Below are 18,205 nucleotides of genomic sequence, written 5' to 3' on the forward strand. Positions count from 1 at the left end.
GAAGGGGTGAGAGGGCGTGCGCGCTCCGCCTTCACCCCCATCCAAGCTTCGCTAGCGCCTCTCGGCGCAAGCTGCGCTATCCTTCCCCCATCGAGGGGGAAGGGAGGGCTGGCATGACGCCTGATCTGCCCCCCGGCGGTGCGCGCGCCGTGGCGCGCTGCGATGCGCTGGGCGTGGCGCCTTACAGCGACATGGCGGAGGGGCTTTTCCGCGCTTACCTGACGCCCGCCTATGCCGCCGCGCAGGAGGCCGTTGCGGGCTGGATGGAACAGGCGGGCATGACCGTGCGCCGCGATGCCGCCGCCAATCTGCTGGGCCGCTATGAAGGTGCCGAGCCCGACGCGCCCGCGCTGGTGATCGGCAGCCACCTCGACAGCGTGCGCGATGGCGGGCGCTATGACGGGCCGCTCGGGATCATGCTCGGCATCGAATGTGTGGCCGTACTCCATGCAGAGGGGCGCCGCTTGTCGTTCCCGATCGAAATCTATGCTTTTGGCGACGAGGAAGGTTCGCGCTTTCCAGCCGCGATGCTAACCAGCCGCGCGGTGGCAGGCACCCTCGATGCCGCCGCGCTGGATATCGCGGATGCAGATGGCGTTACGCTGGATCAGGCCCTTACGTCCGTTCGTGTCGAGCGAAGTCGAGACATCTGCGCCCAACGTGTCTCGACTTCGCTCGACACGAACGGAGGGGGTGTTGCGGAATATCTTACGGCCGCCCGGGAACCCGGTTCCATCCGCGCCTACCTCGAAGCGCACATCGAGCAGGGCCCCGTGCTCGAAGCCGACGGTCTTGCCGTGGGGACCGTCACTGGCATTGCCGCGCAATTGCGCTATGCCGTCACGGTAAAGGGCATGGCCGGGCACGCAGGCACCACCGCGATGCGTCTGCGCCGTGATCCGCTGGCCGGGGCCGCCGCCATGGTGCTCGCCGTGGAGCAGACCACGCGCGGAGACGATTCCGATGCCGTCGCCACCGTGGGCACGATCGAGGCGCGGCCCGGCGCCGCCAATGTCATCCCCGGCGAAGTGCATTTTACCATCGATGTTCGTTCGGGCGCAGAGGAACGGCGCAACGCGGTAGCCGAAGCGATCCTCGTGCGCCTTAAGGAAATCGCCACGGCACGCGAGCTCGATCTTGCCGTCGAACGCATCCACGACCTGCCCGCCAGCCCCTGCGATCCCGCATTGATGGACGTGATGGACGAGGCCCTGGCCGCCGCCGGGCAGCCGGTGCGCCGCCTGGTCTCGGGCGCGGGACACGATGCCATGAACATGGCCGGGCTTTGCCCCACCGCGATGCTGTTCATCCGCTGCGAGGACGGCGTCAGCCACAATCCCGCCGAGCATGTCGAACCCGAAGACGCGGACATCGCGCTTCGGGTCATGCTCGGCTTCATCGAGCGCTTGGGAGCGCGCGCCGGAGACCGCAATGCCGCCTGAACTGGACCCCATGCTCTTCGGCGAGATCGATCCGCCCCAGCGCCTGCTGATGGGCCCGGGCCCGATCAATGCCCACCCTCGCGTGCTGCGCGCGATGAGTGCGGACCTGCTGGGGCAGTTCGACCCGGAAATGACCGCGTTCATGAATCAGGTCATGGCGCTCTACCGCCCGATCTTCGGCACGGCGAACGAGTGGACGATGCTGATCGACGGCACCGCGCGTGCCGGGATCGAGGCGGCGCTGGTCTCCATGGTGGCGCCGGGCGACACCGTGCTGGTGGTGAACTTCGGCCGCTTCGGCCTGCTGCTGACCGAAATCCTCACTCGCATCGGCGCGCGGATCGAGACGGTGGACGCGCCCTGGGGCGAAATCGTGCCGATGGAGGCGATTGCCGCCGCGATCCACCGCTCCTCGCCGCATCTGGTCGCGACGATCCATGGCGATACCTCGACCACGATGGCCCAGCCGCTCGAAGGCTTCGGCGATCTGTGCAAGGCTGCGGGGGCGCTCAGCTATGTCGATGCCACGGCGACCATCGGCGGCATGGAACTGGCGGCGGACCGCTGGGGTGTCGATGTGGTGACGGGCGGTTTGCAGAAATGCCTTGGCGGCCCTTCCGGCTCGGCCCCGATCACGATTTCGGACCGGGCCGCCGAACACATCTTTTCCCGCCGCCATGTCGAGGCAGGCATCCGCATGGATGGTCTTTCGGACGGGCAGGGGCCGCGCATCGGTTCCAACTATTTCGATCTCGCCATGATCATGGATTACTGGTCGGAAAAGCGCCTCAACCACCATACCGAGGCGACCTCGATGCTCTACGCCGCTCGCGAATGCGCCCGCATCGCGCTGGGCGAGGGGCTGGAGGCGCGCTATGCCCGCCATGCCAGCGCGGGTCGGGCGATGACCGCGGGCCTGCGCGCGATGGGTCTCACCGTGTTCGGCGACGATGCCCACCGCATGACCAATGTGACCGGCGTGTACATTCCCGAAAGCGTCGATGGCGAAGCGGTGCGGCGGGCCATGCGCGAACTGTTCGAGATCGAGATCGGCACCGCTTTCGGCCCGTTGCAGGGCAAGATCTGGCGCCTTGGCGCGATGGGCTACAACGCGATGAAGCACAAAGTGCTGCTGACGCTGGCGGCGCTGGAAGCGTGCCTGCGGATGCAGGGCTTTGCGCTGCCGCTGGGCGAAGCGGTGCCTGCGGCGATGGAGGCGTGGGCCCTTCGGCAAGCTCAGGATGAGCGGGTATGAGCACGGCGCAGACATCGCGTGCCCGGCAGGGGCTTCGACAAGCTCAGCCTGAGCGGAACTTGTGGTTGCCCCAAACCCCGCTCGTCCTGAGCTTGTCGAAGGACGCTGGCGCGGCGTGCGAAGGGCTTCACGTATGACCCCCCGCGATCTCACCGGCTACGGCCAGACTCCGCCCGACCCGCAGTGGCCCGGCGGCGCGCGCGTGGCCGTGCAGTTCGTCATCAATTACGAGGAAGGCGCGGAAAACTCCGTCCTCAATGGCGACAAGGGCTCCGAGGCGTTCCTGTCCGAAATGGTCGGTGCGGGCAGCCATCCGGATCGGGCCATGGCGATGGAAAGCCTCTACGAATATGGCAGCCGCGCCGGGTTCTGGCGCCTGCACCGCCTGTTCACCGAACGCGGGCTTCCGGTCTCGGTTTTCGGCGTGGCCAAGGCGATGGAGATGAACCCGGAAGCGGTCGCGGCGATGCTTGCGGCCGATTGGGAGATCGCCAGCCACGGGCTGCGCTGGATCGATTATCAATACGTCCTGGAAGAGGTGGAACGCGCCCACATCGCCGAGGCTATCGCGCTGCACGAGAAGCTCACCGGTTCGCGCCCGCTCGGCTGGTATCAGGGGCGCACTTCGCCCAACACCGCACGGCTCGTCGCCGAAGAGGGCGGGTTTCTCTACGATGCAGACAGCTATGCCGACGATCTGCCCTATTGGGACAGCAAGTACGGCAAACCGCAGTTGATCGTGCCCTACACGCTCGATGTGAACGACATGAAGATCGTCGCGCTCAATGGCTTTACCGAGGGCGAGCAGTTCTTCCGCCACATGCGCGATACGTTCGACCAGCTTTGCGAGGAAGGCGGGCGGATGATGTCGGTAGGGCTGCACGCCCGCATTGCCGGCAAACCCGGCCGCGCGCGCTGGCTCGCGCGGTTCCTCGATCACGTTATGGAGAGCGGCGATGCCTGGGTGGCCCGCCGCATCGATATCGCCCGCCACTGGATGGAGGTACACCCCTATGCCGGGTCTTGATGAGTCCAACCCCATCCTCGTCATCCCCGCGCAGGCGGGGATCCCGCTTTTCTTCTTCGAGGTTGCCTTCGAGCACAACAAGCGGGGCCCCCGCCTGCGCGGGGGCGACGGTGCGTTTTCTGATATGTGCTGCCAGGGAGTGATGGCATGAAAATCGACGATCCCGTCCTCCACGCCGAGATGACCGAGGCGTTCTACGAATACGAACGCGCGCTGATGGAAGATGACATCGCGGCGATGGACACGCTGTTCCACGATGCCCCCACCACCAACCGTTTCGGCGTGGGCGAGGTACTCTATGGCATCGAGGAAATCCGTGAGTTCCGCAAGGGACGCGGCGGTTCTCCGCAGCGCAAGCTCGGCAAAGTTGCGATCACGGTTTACGGCGACAATTTCGCCACCGCCGATGCCGAATTCTTCCGTGAGGGTTCCGACCGGCGCGGGCGGCAGACGCAGGCCTGGGTGAAGTTCGAGGACGGTTGGAAAGTCGTCTCCGCGCACGTCAGCCTGGAGGGGAATACCCACTGATGACGGCGTTGTTCGAACACAGCCCCTGGGTGGAGGAACGCGCTGATGCGCAGCCTTCCAGCGGCGACCGGTACGCCGATCTGATGGCGGTGGTGCATGACGCTACGCCCGAAGAACAGCTGGCCCTGATCCGCGCCCACCCGGAACTGGCGGGCAAGGCGGCGATCGACAAGACGCTGACCGAGGCCAGCGCCGCTGAACAGGCGAGCGCCGGGCTCGATCGCCTGACGCCTGAAGAGTTCGAACAGTTCCACAGGCTGAATGCCGCCTATCGCGACAAGTTCGGCTTCCCCTTCATCATCTGCGTGCGCCTGACTGACAAGGCAGGCATTCTGGCCGCCATGCAAGCCCGCCTCGCCAACGACAGCGAGACGGAAGTGGCAACGGCCATCGGGCAGATCGGCGAAATCGTCCGGCTTCGCCTGGAGGATCAGGGGCTGGAGGATCAGGGCGCATGAACACGCTTTCGACCCATGTTCTCGACACCATGCACGGGCGGCCCGCCGCGGGGCTTGCGCTCGTGCTGTCAGGCCCGGACGGCGAGATCGCGCGCGGCGAGACCAATGCCGACGGGCGCTGCCCCGATCTCGTGTCTGGCCCGCTCGCGCCGGGGCGCTATGCGCTGCGTTTCAGGGTGGCGGACTATTTCCGCGCGGCGGGCGTGGAGCTTCCCGATCCGCCGTTTCTGGACACCGTGACCATCGACTTCGGCATGGCGGAAGGCGGCGGGCATTATCACGTGCCGCTGCTCGTCTCGCCCTATTCCTATTCGACTTACCGGGGCAGTTGATTTGCATTTCGATCTTACCGAATGGCTGAACCTTGCGATCCGCTGGCTGCATGTGACGGCTGCTGTCGCGTGGATCGGCGGGTCTTTCCACTTCATCGGGCTCGACCTGCGGCTGAAGAAGCCCCGGCCCGGCACCGCGCCCGAAGGCGTGACCGGTGAGGACTGGGCCGTCCACGGCGGCGGTTTCTACCATTCGCAGAAGTATCAGACCGCCCCCGAGGCGCTGCCCGAAGTGCTGCACTGGACGAAATGGGAATCCTATTTCACCTGGCTGAGCGGGTTTTCGCTGCTGGTGCTGGTCTATTATGTCGGCGCCCGGAACTTCCTTGTCGATCCGGCGAAGGCCGCTCTTTCCGGCGAAGATGCCACGATCATCGGCATGAGCGCGCTAATTGCTGGCTGGCTGTTCTATCACCTCGCCTGCAAGTCGCCGCTGGGGCGCGACAATCGCGTACTGGGCGTGGTATGGTTCGCTTTTCTGCTCGGCATGGCGATATTCCTCAACGCGATCTTCAATGCGCGCGGGGCCTATCTCCACATCGGCGCGATCGTCGGCACCGCGATGGTGGGCAATGTCTTCTTCGTGATCATTCCCAACCAGCGCAAGGTCGTGGCCGCGCTCAAGGCCGGGGAGCAGCCCGATCCGAAGCTGGGGCTGGAGGCCAAGCAGCGCTCGCTCCACAACAATTACATGACGCTGCCGGTGCTGTTCATCATGATCAGCCACCACTATCCGATGACGTATGGCGCCGAGCGCCCCTGGCTGGTGCTGGCGCTGCTGGGGCTGACCGGGGTGGCGGTGCGCCATGTCTTCAACTTGCGCCACATCGGCGCGAAGACCGGCCCGGCGATTGCTCTGGCCGTGGCGCTGGCGCTGGTGAGCGTCACTTACGTTTCGTTCGAGAAGGCCGGGGCTGCCCCGGCGGCGGCCAGCCCCGGGCTGACGTATGCGAATGTCGCGCCGATCTTTGCCAAACGCTGCCAATCCTGCCACAGTGAACATCCGACGAACCCCGCGTTTCCGGCACCGCCGCTCGGCGTCGCGCTGGATAGCTACGACCATGTCCACGCCGTTACGGACCGTATCAAGCGCGTGGCCGTGGATTCGGATGTCATGCCGCTGGGCAACCTCACCGGCATGACCGACGGCGAACGGCAAGAGCTGGGCGCATGGATAGCACAAGGAGCGCCCAAATGAGCGTGCGCTTCATACTCGATGGCGAGATGATAGAGCTGGCCGGGGCCGATCCGACCGCGACCGTGCTCGATCATCTGCGCTACCGGATGGGCCGCACCGGCACCAAGGAAGGCTGCGCCGAGGGCGACTGCGGCGCCTGCACGGTATTGGTGGGCTCTCTGGAGGGGGAGGCAGTGCAATGGCGCGCGGTCAATTCGTGCATCCAGTTCCTGCCGATGCTGCACGGCAAGGCCCTGCTGACGGTGGAGAGTCTGAAGGAGGCAAGCTCAGAGCAGTTGGGCCAAGACCCGCTCACCCTGAGCCTGTCGAAGGGTGTGGAGTCCAGCGCAGCGCCAGCGTCCTTCGACAAGCTCAGGACGAGCGGGTCCTGTGCGAAATCTCTTAATCCCCTCCAGTCCGCCATGGCCGAAAACGGCTCCTCCCAGTGCGGGTTCTGCACGCCGGGTTTCGTGATGTCGCTCTACGGCCGCGCGATCGGGGCGAGCGGGGCGGACATGGCAGTGGCCGATGTGCTGGCAGGCAACTTGTGCCGCTGCACCGGCTATGGCCCGATCCTGGCAGCGGGCGAGGCGGTGGACAGCCTGCCGCGCGACGACGCCGCTCTGGCTGCGCAACTTACCGAAATCGCGGGCGAAAGCGCGTCCGGCGAATGGCAGGGCCGCCGCTGGTTCGCGCCCAGGACGAGCGAGGAAGTGGCCACGCTGCTGGCCGACTATCCCGATGCCCGTATGGTGGCGGGCGCCACCGATGTCGCCCTGTGGGTGACGAAGGGGCTCAAGACGCTCGATACCGTGATCTTCCTCGGCGATGTGGCGGACCTCTGCACCATTGCGGAGACGGACGCGGCGCTGACCATCGGCGCGGGCGTGCGCTATGCCGATGCCCATCCCTATTTCGAGCGGCTCCATCCCGATCTGGGCGAGCTGGTGCGCCGCATCGGCGGTTTGCAAGTGCGCAATGCCGGGACAGTGGGCGGCAATGTGGCCAATGGATCGCCCATTGGTGACGGCCCGCCCGCGCTGATCGCGCTGGGGGCCGAACTGACGCTGCGCAGCGCCCGGGGACGGCGCACGATGCCGCTGGAGGCCTATTTCCTCGACTACGGCAAGCAGGACCGCCAGTCCGGCGAATTCGTGGAATCGATCCGCATCCCGCGCCCCGGCCCGGACGCGGTGATCCACATCGCCAAACTCTCGCGCCGGTTCGACAGCGATATCTCGGCGGTCTGCGGGGCTTTCAACCTGACGGTGAAGCAGGGCACGATCACCAGCGCCCGCGTGGCGTTCGGCGGTATGGCGGCCACGTCCAGACGCGCGGCCGGTTGCGAGGCCGCGCTGCTGGGCCAGCCTTTCAGCGAAGCGGCCATCGAGGCCGCCGCCGACGCCCTCAAGGCCGATTTCCAGCCGCTGAGCGATGTGCGCGGTTCCTCCGCCTATCGCCTCGAAGCCGCCGCCAACCTGCTGCGCCGCCTCTGGCTGCGCGAGCAGGGCACTGTCATTTCCGTGCTGGAGATGGAGGCCGGGATATGAACGCCCTCATTCTTCAAAGCTCGTCATTGCGAGCGGAGCGAAGCAATCCAGGGCGGTGCCACTGCGCTCTGGATTGCCGCGGCCTTGCGGGCCTCGCAATGACGAAGGACGGGAGCGTTCCCCATGGCTGAACGCGATCCCGCCTGGAAGGCGCTGGAAAAGCCCTCTCACCCGCACGACAGCGCGCCGCTGCACGTCACGGGCGAGGCGCGCTATGCAGACGATCTGGCCGAGCCGGGGAACATGCTCCACCTCGCGTTCGGGCAGAGCAGTGAGGCTCATGCGAAAGTCGTTTCGCTCGATTTGTCGCAGGTGCTGGCGGCCGAAGGCGTGGTGGCCGTGTTTACGGCCGCCGATATTCCCGGCAGCAACGATGTCAGCCCTTTCGCGGGCGATGACCGGCTGCTGGCGGATGGCGAAGTCACCAGCCATGGCCAGCCGGTATTCCTCGTCGCCGCGACCAGCCAGCGCGCCGCGCGCAAGGCGGCCCGGCTGGGCAAAGTCGAATACGAACCACTGCCGGCCCTGACCACCATGGCGGAGGCCCGCCGCGAACAGTCGCTGATCGAGCCGACCCAGCGTATGGCGCGCGGCGATGCGGCCAAGGCGCTGGAGGCCAGCCCACATCGCCTTTCGGGCCGCTTCGAAATGGGCGGGCAGGATCACTTCTATCTGGAAGGGCAGGTGGCCGTGGCCACGCCCGGAGAGGACGGGCAGGTCCATGTCCTCAGTTCCACCCAGCACCCCAGCGAAGTGCAGCACCTCGTCGCGCATATGCTCGGCCGTTCCTCCGCCGATGTGACGGTTGAAGTGCGCCGCATGGGCGGGGCGTTCGGCGGCAAGGAAACGCAGGCCGCGCTGTTCGCCGCCGCCGCCGCGCTGGTGGCGGACAGGACCGGCCGCCCCGCCAAGTTCCGCTGCGATCGGGACGACGACATGGTGATGACCGGCAAACGCCATCCCTTCGAAGTCTCCTACGATGTGGGCTTCGATGACGAGGGACATCTGCTGGGACTGTCGCTGTTCCTCTCGTCGAACTGCGGCGCGACGGTGGACCTGTCGCCCGCGATCAATGACCGGGCGATGTTCCATGCGGACAACTGCTATTACCTCGCCGACGTCGAGATCGTCTCCGAACGGCTGAAGACCAATATCGTTTCCGCCACCGCCTTCCGAGGCTTCGGCGGCCCGCAGGGGATGCTGGCGATCGAGCGGATCGCCGATCACGTCGCCGCGCGGCTGGGCAAGGACCCGCTCGAAGTGCGCCTCGCCAATCTCTACGGCCCGGGGCGCGAGGAAACGCAGTACGGGATGACCGTGGCGGACAATATCGCGCCGCAGATGATCGCCCGCCTGTGCGAAACCGCCCGCTACGATGACCGCGCGCGCGCCATCGAGGCGTTCAATGCCAGGAGCCCGGTGATCAAGAAGGGCATTGCGCTCACCCCGGTGAAGTTCGGCATCAGCTTCACCACCACGCATCTCAATCAGGCAGGCGCGCTGGTGCATGTCTATGCCGACGGCTCGATCCAGATCAATCACGGCGGCACCGAGATGGGGCAAGGCGTCTATGTGAAAGTAGCCCAAGTCGTGGCGGACGTTTTCGGCGTGCCCATCGCCCAGGTACGCATCACCGCCACGCGCACGGATAAAGTGCCTAACACCTCCGCCACGGCGGCCAGTTCGGGCGCGGACCTCAACGGCATGGCGGCCTACAACGCAGCCACTGCGATCCGTGAGAGGCTGACCAATTTCCTCGCCCGCACATATGGCTGCGATGAGGCGGACGTGCATTTTACCCCCGGCGGCGTGCTGGCGGGCGGGGAGACGCTCAGCTTCGCCGATGTGACGCACAAGGCCTATATCGGGCGCGTGGCGATGTCCTCCACCGGCTTCTACGCCACGCCGGACATCGAATACGACCGCGCCGCCCACAAGGGCCGCCCGTTCTACTACTTCGCCTATGGTGCGGCGGTGAGCGAAGTGGCCGTGGATACGCTCACCGGGGAGCACAAGGTGCTGGCAGTGGACATTCTCCACGATGTCGGCCGCTCGCTGAACCCGGTGATCGACGTGGGCCAGATTGAGGGTGGCTTCGTACAGGGGCAGGGCTGGCTGACCACCGAGGAACTGGTGTGGGATGACAAGGGCCGTCTGCTCACCCACAGCCCCGCGACCTACAAGATCCCCACCGCGTCCGACCGCGCGAAGCATTTCACCGTCACTTTGTGGGACGGGGAGAACGTGGAGCCCACGATCAACCGCTCCAAGGCGGTGGGCGAGCCGCCGTTCATGCTGGCGATTTCGGTGTTCTCGGCGCTGAACCGCGCGATTGCCGCCACCGCGCCGGGCAAGCGCGATTTGCCGCCGCTCGATGCCCCGGCGACGCCCGAGCGCATCCTGAAGGCCATTGCCGGGCATAAAGCGTCATGACGCAGTGGGTCGGATGGCTGCGGCGGCTGCCGCAGGAGCCGTGCGCGCTCGTCTCGGTGCTGGCGGCCGAAGGCTCCGCGCCGCGCGGGGCAGGCACGCGGATGCTGGTCACGGCGGAGGGGCAGCAGGGCACTATCGGCGGCGGCCAGCTCGAATTCCGCGCGGTGGAGCAGTCGCGCGCGATCCTCGATCATCCCCGGGGCACATGGCGCGTGCAGGACTATCCGCTGGGCCCTATGCTGGGCCAGTGCTGCGGCGGGCGCGTGCGCATTCTGGTGGAGCATGTGGACCCGGCCGCGCTCGACTGGTTGCACGATGCAGAGCTGGGCCGGATGCTGGAAACCGTGCTGGAGGAAGGCGGTGTCACGCGCCGTGTCTTCGAGCGCGAGACGGCCACCCGCCAGTCCGCGCGCGGCGAGCGCCCGGGCGTGGGCACGCGTATGGTCGAGCCGGTGGGCGAGCGTCCGCGTCCGGTCTATCTGTTCGGCGCGGGCCATGTCGGGCAGGCGATTGCCCGGCATATGACCGGCCTGCCGCTGCAACTCGCCTGGTTCGATACGCGGCCCGAACTGGAGGCCATCGACGGCGTGACCGTGGTGCGAGAGGAGGACATCGCCCACTGCATAGAGGAAGCCCCCGCCGATGCGGCGGTGGTGATCCTGACGCATGATCACCCGCTGGACTATCACCTGACGCTGGCCGCGCTCGGGCGCGATCCGCTGGCGTTCGTGGGGCTGATCGGTTCGTCCACCAAGATCGCGCGGTTCAAGTCGCGCCTGAAGGCGGACGGGATTTCCGAAGACGCGCTTTCGCGTCTCACCACACCGATTGGGGTGCCGGGCGTGCGCGGCAAGGAGCCCGACGTGATCGCCATCGCCGTGCTGGCGCAACTGCTGCAATTGAGAGGGCAATGATGGTCTCCGCCCAAATCAATCCTCCCTGTTCCCGAAGGGAATGGGGAGGTGGCATTCGCGCAGCGAATGACGGAGGGGTTTTGAGCCCCCTCCACCACCCGCTGCGCGGGCGGTTCCCCTCCCCATCGCTTCGCGACAGGGAGGATTGGGCATGATCCGCGCCTTTCGCGCCGAACTGCTGTCTGTCGCCGAAGACCCCCGCGACGCCCCCGATGCCGTGCGCCACGAGGCGGACGGTCTGCTCGTGGTCGAGGACGGCGTGATTATCGCACGCGGCGCCTATGCCGATCTGGTGGAGCACTATCCGAACGTCCCGGTCGAAATCCTGCCCGGCCTCGTCGTGCCCGGCTTCGTGGACGCGCACGTCCACTACCCGCAGACCGACCGTATCGCCTCGCACGGCGAGCAATTGCTCGACTGGCTCGACCGGCACATCTTCCCGGCGGAAAAAGCCTTCGCGGACAAGGCGCACGCCGATGCCGTCGCGGCCTTCTTCCTCGATGAATTGCTGCGCAACGGCACCACCAGCGCGCTGGTCTATCCCACCGTGCATGAACAGTCGGTCGATGCGCTGTTCGAGGCCGCGCTGGCGCGGCGGATGCGGATTGTCTCGGGCAAAGTGCTGATGGATCTCGGGCCGGAGGGGCTGCAGGACACCGTCGCCTCGGGCCGCGCGGAAACCGAAGCGCTGATCCGCCGCTGGCGGGGGCGCGGGCGGCTGGGCTATGCAGTGACGCCGCGTTTCGCGCTGGCCTCCAGCGATGCGCAGCTTGCCGATGCGGGCGCCTTGCTGGCCGAACATCCCGACGTGCTGATGCACACGCACCTTGCCGAGAACGTGCACGAATGCGCGGCGGTGGCAGCGCGCTTTCCCGAAGCGGCGGACTATCTCGATGCTTATGACCGCTTCGGCCTGGTCACGCCGCGTTCGGTCTTCGCCCATGGCATCCACCTTTCGGACCGTGCCTGCTCGCGGCTGCACGAGAGCGGGGCGGGGATCGCGGTGTGTCCGAGTTCGAACCTGTTCCTCGGCTCCGGCTTTTTCAACTTCGGGCAGGCGGACCGGCACGGGCTGCGGCTGGGGCTGGGCACCGACGTGGGCGCGGGGACGTCGTTCTCGATGCTCTACACCGCCGGGCTTGCCTATCAGGCGGCACTGGCGCGCGAGGAGCGGCTCGATCCTTTCCGCGCGCTCTGGCTGGCGACGGCGGGCAGCGCCGTGCTGCTGCACATCGGGGATAGAGTGGGCGCGCTGGAAGTGGGGCAAGAGGCGGACTTCGCCGTGCTCGACTGCGCCGCTACGCCCCTGCTAGCCCGACGCACGCGAGGGGCGGACCTTGCGGAACGTCTTTTCGCACTGCAGATCCTCGGCGACGACCGCGCTGTTGCACGAACCTATGTGCTGGGCCAATGCGCCTGGCAAAGACCGTGATTTCCAGCTTCGCCCTTTGCTCGCAATGGCGAAGGAACAGGTGAAGCCCAAATATGTCGCCGAAAGCACAAGCATGACCGATCTCGACACTTTCATCACGGGCCTGCCCAAGGCCGAACTGCACCTGCACATTGAAGGCAGCCTGGAGCCCGAACTGATGTTCGAGCTGGCCGGGCGCAACGGCGTGGAAATTCCCTTCGCTTCGGTGGAGGAAGTCCGCGCGGCCTATGCCTTTTCGAACCTGCAGGATTTCCTCGACATCTACTATGCAGGCGCGAACGTGCTGCGCACCCGGCAGGACTTCCACGATCTCGCAGCCGCCTATTTCGCACGCGCGGCGGCGGACGGGGTGGTCCATGCCGAGATCATGTTCGATCCGCAGACCCACACCGATCGCGGCATTGCCTTCGCCGAAGTGATCGAAGGCCTGCTCTCGGCCATGGCCGAGGCCGAGGCGAAGCACGGCATGACCAGCAAGCTGATCCTCTCGTTCCTGCGCCACTTGCCTGAAGAGGCCGCGTTCGAAGTGTTGGCCATGGCCGAGCCCTGGCTGGACCGGATCGAGGCGGTGGGGCTCGACAGTTCCGAAGTCGGCCATCCCCCGGTGAAGTTCGCGCAAGTCTTCGAAGCCGCGCGCGCCAAGGGGCTGAAACTCACCGCCCACGCGGGTGAGGAAGGGCCGCCCGAATATGTCTATCAGGCGCTCGACGTGCTGCATGTGGACCGGATCGACCACGGCAACCGCGCGCTGGAAGCCCCGGTGCTGGTCGACCGGCTGGCGGAGATGGGCATGACGCTGACGGTCTGCCCGCTCTCCAATCTCAAGCTCTGCGTTGTCGACGATCTGGCCAATCATCCGATCGACCGGATGCTGGCGCTGGGCCTCAAGGCCACGGTCAATTCGGACGATCCGGCCTATTTCGGCGGTTATATCGGCGACAATTTCAAGGCGGTGGCCAAGGCGCGCGGGCTCGATCGCGAAGAGATCGTCCAGCTTGCCCGCAACAGCTTCACCGGCTCGTTCCTGCCGCCCGATGCGATCGCGACGCACCTTGAGAAGATCGAAACTTACGTGGCGGCGCACGCATAATGCACAAGATTATCGGATTGTTTGCCGCGCTGTGGCTCGCGGCGGTGCTTTCGTGCGGCCCGGCCCATGCCGAGGCGGCGAAGCGCAAGGTCATCATCGATGACGAGGGCTTCGCCCTCGTGCACCTGATGCTGCTGGAGAGCGACAGGATCGATGTGATCGGCATCACCAGCGTTTCGGGCAATACATGGGCCAACCGGGCAACCGCCATGGCGCTGCGCGGCGTGGAAATCGCGCACCGGCCCGACGTGCCGGTGGTGCAGGGCGCCACTTATCCGCTGCTTAATTCCGAAGCGCTGACCGAGCGCTGGGAAGCGCTCTACGGCAAGCTCACGTGGAAAGGCGCGTGGATGAAGACGTGGGTGGAGCCTACGGTCCAGAGCGATCCGGTCTATTACGGGCCGAACGATCCCGTTGATCTGCCGCAGGGCAATCCCAAGATCAAAGCCTCGCCTGAGATCGCCGCCAACTTCCTGATCCGCATGGTTCACCAGTATCCCGGGCAGATCACCATTGTCGCCTGCGGCCCGCTGACCAATCTGGCGCTGGCGCAGCGGCTGGACCCGCAGTTCGCCTCGCTGGTGGGGGAACTGGTCTACATGGGCGGCAGCTTCAATCCGCATCAGGTTCTGAACAATGTATCGGCCGCCGAATTCGCGCGCGAATATGCCAATTCGCCCCGCCGGGAATTCAATGCGCGTTTCGATCCCGAAGCCGCGAGCATCGTCTCGCGCAGCCCCTGGCCGAAGCTGGTGGTGATCCCCGCCGATCCCTCCACCGCCACCCAGCTTACCCTGGACCTGCTGAAACGGCTGGAGAAGGCCGCGACGCCCGATATCGGTAAGTTCATCGCGACGATGGAGCCCGGCTTCCCGCTGTGGGATGAGATCGCTGCGGGCTATGTGCTCGATCCCCGCATCGTCACCGGGGCGGAAGACCTTTATGTCGATTACAACACCCAGTTCGGCCCCGGCTATGGCGACACGCTGAGCTGGCGCGAACACTATCAGCCCGGCCTTGGCGAACAGAAAGCCCACGTAGTGCGGGCCATCGATCCGAAACGGCTGGAAGCGGTGATGGTGAAGGCTCTCGCAGAGGGCGTCAAACGGGGAGATTAGGCGCGGTGAATTGGCGGGAGGTGCTGGACCGAATGGCCTTGCTGGCAAGGCTTGCCGCTTTCGATGTCCGCGTGGCCGGTACCTTCCCGCTCGGTATCGATGTGCCCGGCAGCGATATCGACTTGCTGTGCCACGCCCCGGACTCGCACCGTTTCGCACAGGCGGTATGGGATGCCTGTGCGGACTATCCGGAATTTGCGATCTATCAGTGGACCTATGAAGATCGGCCCGTGGTCGCCGGATTTGTGCTCCACCACATCCCCTTCGAGATTTTCGGGCAGGCCATCCCGGTTTCGAAACAGCACGGCTGGCGGCATTTCGAGGTCGAGCGGCGCCTGCTGGCTCTGGGCGGAGATGCCTTGCGCGAGGCGGTGATGGCAGCGCGTATGGCAGGGATGAAGACGGAGCCTGCTTTCGCCCAAGTGCTGGGGCTTGAAGGGGATGCTTACGAGGCCCTGCTGGAACTGTCGAAGCTTGATGATCAGGCTCTGAGAGCGGTGTTGCCGGAGCGGATGAAGTAGGCTGTGCGGCCTTTCCTGCTCCTCCCTGTCGCGAAGCGATGGGGAGGGGGACCGCCCGCACAGCGGGTGGTGGAGGGGGAAGAAACCCCTCCGTCATTCACTTCGTGAATGCCACCTCCCCATTCCGCAAGCGGAACAGGGAGGATTTGGCCATAGGGTTTGTGAGTTACCTTGCCGCAGCGGGTTCGATCAGATCCCACAAGTTCCCATAGAGGTCTTCGAACACAGCCACGGTTCCGTAATTCTCTTTCACCGGTTCGCGCACGAAACGCACGCCGCGTTCGGTATAGGCGGCATAGTCGCGGGCGAAATCGTCGGTTTCCAGAAACAGGAACACGCGCCCGCCGCTCTGTTCGCCGATGGCCGCGCGTTGCCGGTCGTTGGCGGCTCTGGCCAGCAGCAGCGCGCTGGCCCCGCCCTTTGGTGCAACCACGACCCAGCGCTTTTCCGGGGTAAGCTGGGTGTCCTCGCGCAGCTCGAACCCCAGCTTGCCGACGTAAAACGCAATGGCCTCATCGTAGTCGGCGACGACCAGTGCCGTCAGGCCAAGGCGCTGGGACATGCGGTCAGAGATCCTTCGCGCCCAGCCAGTGCTCGGTTTCCGGCGCCATATAGTGCATCATCCGGTCGAGCAGGGCTTCGGGCTCGCGCTCGATCATCAGCATTGCGCGGTGGCGTTCCTGCAGGAAGCCTTCCTCCACGATCTTGTCGATGAACTGGGTGAGGCCGTCGTAGAAATCACCGACGTTGAGCAGGCCCACCGGCTTCTTGTGATAGCCGAGCTGGGCCCAGCACCAGGCCTCGAACATTTCCTCGAACGTGCCGATGCCGCCGGGCAGAGTGACGAAACCGTCCGCCAGGTTGGCCATCATTGCCTTGCGCTCGTGCATGGTCTTGACGACGTGCAGCTCGGTGATGCCGTGGTGGTCCTTTTCGCGGGCGCGCAGGGCTTCGGGGATGACGCCGATCACTTCGCCGCCCGCCGCGCACACGGCGTCGGCGATCACGCCCATCAGGCCGACTTCGCCGCCGCCATAGACAAGGCCGATGCCGCGCTGGGCCAGAAGCGTGCCGAACTGCGTGGCCGCTTCGCGATAGACAGGGCTGCGGCCCGCAGACGAGCCGAGGTAGACGCAAATGCGCATGAGTGGGGAGCTTCTTTCGTTTACAGAATTAAACCATAGCCGGGTGATGACAACGCAGCTCCCCCTTCGTCATTGCGAGGAAGCGAAGCTGACGAAGCCATCCAGTGCAGGCGCAGACCGCCCTGGATTGCTTCGCCCTTCGGGCTCGCAATGACGAGGTGAAGAGGCATGCGTTTCCATCAATCGAGCGTGAAATCAGGAAAGGCGTTCGGGAACCGACTTCGCCTCTTCGACGATGCTGTCCTTGGTGCCCACCGATTCCCAAGGGAAGACGAACCAGCGCTTGTCTTCGGTCCGGTCGATCGTGTCGGCCCAGAAATCGACTTCGGCGCTGGAGCTGCGGTTGTTGATGACGACGGCAAAGCGCATGTTGGCCGCATCGCCGCCCGCTTCGGCGAACTTGCCGCGCAAGTACTGGATCGTGCCGCCGCTGTCGTTGATGTCGTCGACGAAGAGCATGCGTTTGCCCTCCGCGCTCATACCGGCGACTTTGGCCAGCAGCTCGTCGGCAAAGCCGGGCACTTTCGAGGAATGGTCGATCGAAAGCATCGGCAGTTCGAGCTGGTGCGAGATATAGACGCCCGGGGCCAGGCCGCCGCGGCCAATGCCGATCACGAAATCCGGCACCCAGCCGTCTTCACGCACCTTGCGGGACAGCACGCGCACCTTGGCGAGGAAATCCTCGTAATATTCGAGGTAGTGAAGTTCGGGCTCGGCGGTCGGGCTCATACGTCGCGAATCCTGTGCGCTGAATATAGGGAGAACCGGTAAAGTTATTGCGTTCGCACCGCCTGCGCAATCGCGGTGCTGCGATTTACGCGCGGTTTTCCTCGGCGCGCTTCATCGAGGCGGAATAGCTGAGCTGCGCGAAGCCGTTTTCGATCTCGCCGAGCACGAGCCCGGCCGCATAGGACGGCGTGCGCGCGGAGTTGGTGCACAGCGCCAGCGTCATCGGCCGCAGCAGCGCGTCGGAGATGCGCGTGAACGAGAGCAGGCCCGCCTGCACCTCGGTGATCACGTCGAGCGATGTCAGAACGCCGATGCCGCTGCCCTCCAGCACCAGAGAGGTGATCATCTGGATATTGTCGGAGCTGACCTTGCGGTCGATCTCCATGCCGGTGGCGCCTTCCAGAACAGCGATCTGCTGGCATACGGCGAGCGGCTCAGCGGGCACGATCAGCGGCGATCCGGTACAGGCGGAAAAGCGCGTTTCGGACTGTTCGGCCAAGGGATGGCCGGGCCGGGTCACGAAGCCCAGCACTACTTCCACGAAAGCGCGCACGGACAAGTCGCGGTAGGATTGCGGTTCGAACAGGATGCCGAAATCGACCTCGCCGCTGGCCACGGCTTTGCGCACGGCATCGTTTTCCAGCACCCGCACGCTTACGGTGATGCCGGGATAGCGGCTCTGGATCGACTGGATCGCGGCAGGAATGTGGCCTTTGGCCAGTGCGTCGATGATCGCCATTTCCACATGGCCGCGCTTCAAGCCGCGCAAATCCTCGATCTGCGCGCGCACGTCGATCATGTTCTTGTTCCAGCGGCTGCCTGCCGCCATCATAATCTCGCCTGCAGCCGTCAGCCTCAGGCCGCTGGGCAGGCGTTCAAACAGCGGCATGCCGATTTCCGCCTCGACGTTCAGGATCTGACGCGCGATGGCGGAGGCGGAGACATTCAGTTCGTCGGCCGCCTTGCGGATCGAGCCCTGCCGGCCAACCGCCATGAAGTAACGAAGGAAACGGGAAAACGCGGGCATTGATGTATCTTTCCAGCCTGCTCTAAT

General features: G+C 65.5%; 19 protein-coding genes. 15 read left to right on the forward strand and 4 right to left on the reverse strand.

The annotated features are described in order from the left end of the window. Positions 1–113 precede the first annotated feature (113 nt). The 15 genes from MTR66_RS07920 (at position 114) to MTR66_RS07990 (ending at position 15,277) form a co-directional block, all read left to right on the forward strand. Positions 114–1,442 (forward strand): Zn-dependent hydrolase, encoded by a 1,329-nt coding sequence (locus tag MTR66_RS07920; protein WP_243919471.1) that lies wholly within the window; start codon positions 114–116, stop codon positions 1,440–1,442. Then, entirely contained in the window at positions 1,432–2,697 is a 1,266-nt protein-coding gene (locus tag MTR66_RS07925) for a pyridoxal-phosphate-dependent aminotransferase family protein (RefSeq protein ID WP_243919473.1), read from the forward strand. Before MTR66_RS07920 ends, MTR66_RS07925 begins: the two co-directional genes overlap by 11 nt. Before the next feature lie 133 nt (positions 2,698–2,830). Further along, complete coding sequence (puuE, locus tag MTR66_RS07930) at positions 2,831–3,724, forward strand: allantoinase PuuE (protein ID WP_243919481.1); 894 nt, start codon at positions 2,831–2,833, stop codon at positions 3,722–3,724. Then, positions 3,711–3,875: a hypothetical protein gene (locus tag MTR66_RS07935; RefSeq protein WP_243919482.1), complete on the forward strand. Its 165-nt coding sequence runs from the start codon at positions 3,711–3,713 to the stop codon at positions 3,873–3,875. Before puuE ends, MTR66_RS07935 begins: the two co-directional genes overlap by 14 nt. Continuing rightward, on the forward strand, positions 3,872–4,252 hold the full coding sequence (gene hpxZ / locus MTR66_RS07940; protein ID WP_243919484.1) for an oxalurate catabolism protein HpxZ: 381 nt from the start codon (positions 3,872–3,874) through the stop codon (positions 4,250–4,252). Before MTR66_RS07935 ends, hpxZ begins: the two co-directional genes overlap by 4 nt. After that, positions 4,252–4,710, forward strand: a complete 459-nt coding sequence (gene uraD / locus MTR66_RS07945; RefSeq protein ID WP_243919486.1) for a 2-oxo-4-hydroxy-4-carboxy-5-ureidoimidazoline decarboxylase — start codon at positions 4,252–4,254, stop codon at positions 4,708–4,710. The genes hpxZ and uraD overlap by 1 nt, the downstream gene beginning before the upstream one ends. Then, positions 4,707–5,042, forward strand: coding sequence for a hydroxyisourate hydrolase (gene uraH, locus MTR66_RS07950; protein WP_243919488.1), 336 nt, complete (start codon positions 4,707–4,709; stop codon positions 5,040–5,042). Before uraD ends, uraH begins: the two co-directional genes overlap by 4 nt. Before the next feature lies 1 nt (position 5,043). Beyond that, positions 5,044–6,240, forward strand: a complete 1,197-nt coding sequence (locus tag MTR66_RS07955; protein WP_243919490.1) for a urate hydroxylase PuuD — start codon at positions 5,044–5,046, stop codon at positions 6,238–6,240. After that, a complete protein-coding gene (gene xdhA / locus MTR66_RS07960) occupies positions 6,237–7,769 on the forward strand; it encodes a xanthine dehydrogenase small subunit (RefSeq protein WP_243919492.1) in 1,533 nt (510 codons plus the stop codon). The genes MTR66_RS07955 and xdhA overlap by 4 nt, the downstream gene beginning before the upstream one ends. A gap of 123 nt (positions 7,770–7,892) precedes the next feature. Next, on the forward strand, positions 7,893–10,202 hold the full coding sequence (gene xdhB, locus MTR66_RS07965; protein WP_243919494.1) for a xanthine dehydrogenase molybdopterin binding subunit: 2,310 nt from the start codon (positions 7,893–7,895) through the stop codon (positions 10,200–10,202). After that, entirely contained in the window at positions 10,199–11,116 is a 918-nt protein-coding gene (xdhC, locus tag MTR66_RS07970; protein ID WP_243919496.1) for a xanthine dehydrogenase accessory protein XdhC, read from the forward strand. The genes xdhB and xdhC overlap by 4 nt, the downstream gene beginning before the upstream one ends. A gap of 151 nt (positions 11,117–11,267) precedes the next feature. Continuing rightward, positions 11,268–12,548 (forward strand): guanine deaminase, encoded by a 1,281-nt coding sequence (gene guaD / locus MTR66_RS07975; RefSeq protein ID WP_243919498.1) that lies wholly within the window; start codon positions 11,268–11,270, stop codon positions 12,546–12,548. A gap of 73 nt (positions 12,549–12,621) precedes the next feature. Continuing rightward, the gene (locus MTR66_RS07980; RefSeq protein WP_243919671.1) at positions 12,622–13,638 is read left to right on the forward strand and encodes an adenosine deaminase; all 1,017 of its coding nucleotides are present in this window, start codon (positions 12,622–12,624) and stop codon (positions 13,636–13,638) included. Beyond that, positions 13,638–14,756 carry a nucleoside hydrolase gene (locus MTR66_RS07985; protein ID WP_243919500.1) on the forward strand — a complete coding sequence of 373 codons (1,119 nt, stop codon included), beginning with the start codon at positions 13,638–13,640 and terminating at the stop codon, positions 14,754–14,756. Before MTR66_RS07980 ends, MTR66_RS07985 begins: the two co-directional genes overlap by 1 nt. A 5-nt stretch (positions 14,757–14,761) precedes the next feature. Next, positions 14,762–15,277: a DUF4269 domain-containing protein gene (locus MTR66_RS07990; protein ID WP_243919502.1), complete on the forward strand. Its 516-nt coding sequence runs from the start codon at positions 14,762–14,764 to the stop codon at positions 15,275–15,277. A 166-nt stretch (positions 15,278–15,443) separates the two neighbouring features. On the opposite strand, the gene MTR66_RS07995 is transcribed toward MTR66_RS07990, so the two are convergent. The 4 genes from MTR66_RS07995 to MTR66_RS08010 all read right to left on the reverse strand — a co-directional run bounded on the left by MTR66_RS07995 (position 15,444) and on the right by MTR66_RS08010 (position 18,178). Beyond that, the gene (locus tag MTR66_RS07995) at positions 15,444–15,839 is read right to left on the reverse strand and encodes a VOC family protein (protein WP_243919504.1); all 396 of its coding nucleotides are present in this window, start codon (positions 15,837–15,839) and stop codon (positions 15,444–15,446) included. A gap of 4 nt (positions 15,840–15,843) precedes the next feature. Beyond that, entirely contained in the window at positions 15,844–16,422 is a 579-nt protein-coding gene (locus tag MTR66_RS08000; RefSeq protein ID WP_243919505.1) for an LOG family protein, read from the reverse strand. Between the two features lie 195 nt (positions 16,423–16,617). Next, the gene (locus MTR66_RS08005; RefSeq protein WP_243919507.1) at positions 16,618–17,151 is read right to left on the reverse strand and encodes a phosphoribosyltransferase; all 534 of its coding nucleotides are present in this window, start codon (positions 17,149–17,151) and stop codon (positions 16,618–16,620) included. Between the two features lie 85 nt (positions 17,152–17,236). Beyond that, positions 17,237–18,178: a LysR family transcriptional regulator gene (locus MTR66_RS08010; RefSeq protein ID WP_243919515.1), complete on the reverse strand. Its 942-nt coding sequence runs from the start codon at positions 18,176–18,178 to the stop codon at positions 17,237–17,239. Positions 18,179–18,205 lie beyond the last annotated feature (27 nt).

The organism is Novosphingobium beihaiense (assembly GCF_022832375.1).
Classification (GTDB): domain Bacteria; phylum Pseudomonadota; class Alphaproteobacteria; order Sphingomonadales; family Sphingomonadaceae; genus Novosphingobium; species Novosphingobium beihaiensis.

What these genes read in the sequence shown, in the direction of transcription:
- MTR66_RS07920 (WP_243919471.1), top strand. Translation starts at nt 114, where the DNA reads ATGACGCCTGATCTGCCCCCCGGCGGTGCGCGCGCCGTGGCGCGCTGC.
- MTR66_RS07925 (WP_243919473.1), top strand. Translation starts at nt 1,432, where the DNA reads ATGCCGCCTGAACTGGACCCCATGCTCTTCGGCGAGATCGATCCGCCC.
- puuE (WP_243919481.1), top strand. Translation starts at nt 2,831, where the DNA reads ATGACCCCCCGCGATCTCACCGGCTACGGCCAGACTCCGCCCGACCCG.
- MTR66_RS07935 (WP_243919482.1), top strand. Translation starts at nt 3,711, where the DNA reads ATGCCGGGTCTTGATGAGTCCAACCCCATCCTCGTCATCCCCGCGCAG.
- hpxZ (WP_243919484.1), top strand. Translation starts at nt 3,872, where the DNA reads ATGAAAATCGACGATCCCGTCCTCCACGCCGAGATGACCGAGGCGTTC.
- uraD (WP_243919486.1), top strand. Translation starts at nt 4,252, where the DNA reads ATGACGGCGTTGTTCGAACACAGCCCCTGGGTGGAGGAACGCGCTGAT.
- uraH (WP_243919488.1), top strand. Translation starts at nt 4,707, where the DNA reads ATGAACACGCTTTCGACCCATGTTCTCGACACCATGCACGGGCGGCCC.
- xdhA (WP_243919492.1), top strand. Translation starts at nt 6,237, where the DNA reads ATGAGCGTGCGCTTCATACTCGATGGCGAGATGATAGAGCTGGCCGGG.
- xdhB (WP_243919494.1), top strand. Translation starts at nt 7,893, where the DNA reads ATGGCTGAACGCGATCCCGCCTGGAAGGCGCTGGAAAAGCCCTCTCAC.
- xdhC (WP_243919496.1), top strand. Translation starts at nt 10,199, where the DNA reads ATGACGCAGTGGGTCGGATGGCTGCGGCGGCTGCCGCAGGAGCCGTGC.
- guaD (WP_243919498.1), top strand. Translation starts at nt 11,268, where the DNA reads ATGATCCGCGCCTTTCGCGCCGAACTGCTGTCTGTCGCCGAAGACCCC.
- MTR66_RS07980 (WP_243919671.1), top strand. Translation starts at nt 12,622, where the DNA reads ATGACCGATCTCGACACTTTCATCACGGGCCTGCCCAAGGCCGAACTG.
- MTR66_RS07985 (WP_243919500.1), top strand. Translation starts at nt 13,638, where the DNA reads ATGCACAAGATTATCGGATTGTTTGCCGCGCTGTGGCTCGCGGCGGTG.
- MTR66_RS07995 (WP_243919504.1), bottom strand. Translation starts at nt 15,839, where the DNA reads ATGTCCCAGCGCCTTGGCCTGACGGCACTGGTCGTCGCCGACTACGAT.
- MTR66_RS08000 (WP_243919505.1), bottom strand. Translation starts at nt 16,422, where the DNA reads ATGCGCATTTGCGTCTACCTCGGCTCGTCTGCGGGCCGCAGCCCTGTC.
- MTR66_RS08005 (WP_243919507.1), bottom strand. Translation starts at nt 17,151, where the DNA reads ATGAGCCCGACCGCCGAGCCCGAACTTCACTACCTCGAATATTACGAG.
- MTR66_RS08010 (WP_243919515.1), bottom strand. Translation starts at nt 18,178, where the DNA reads ATGCCCGCGTTTTCCCGTTTCCTTCGTTACTTCATGGCGGTTGGCCGG.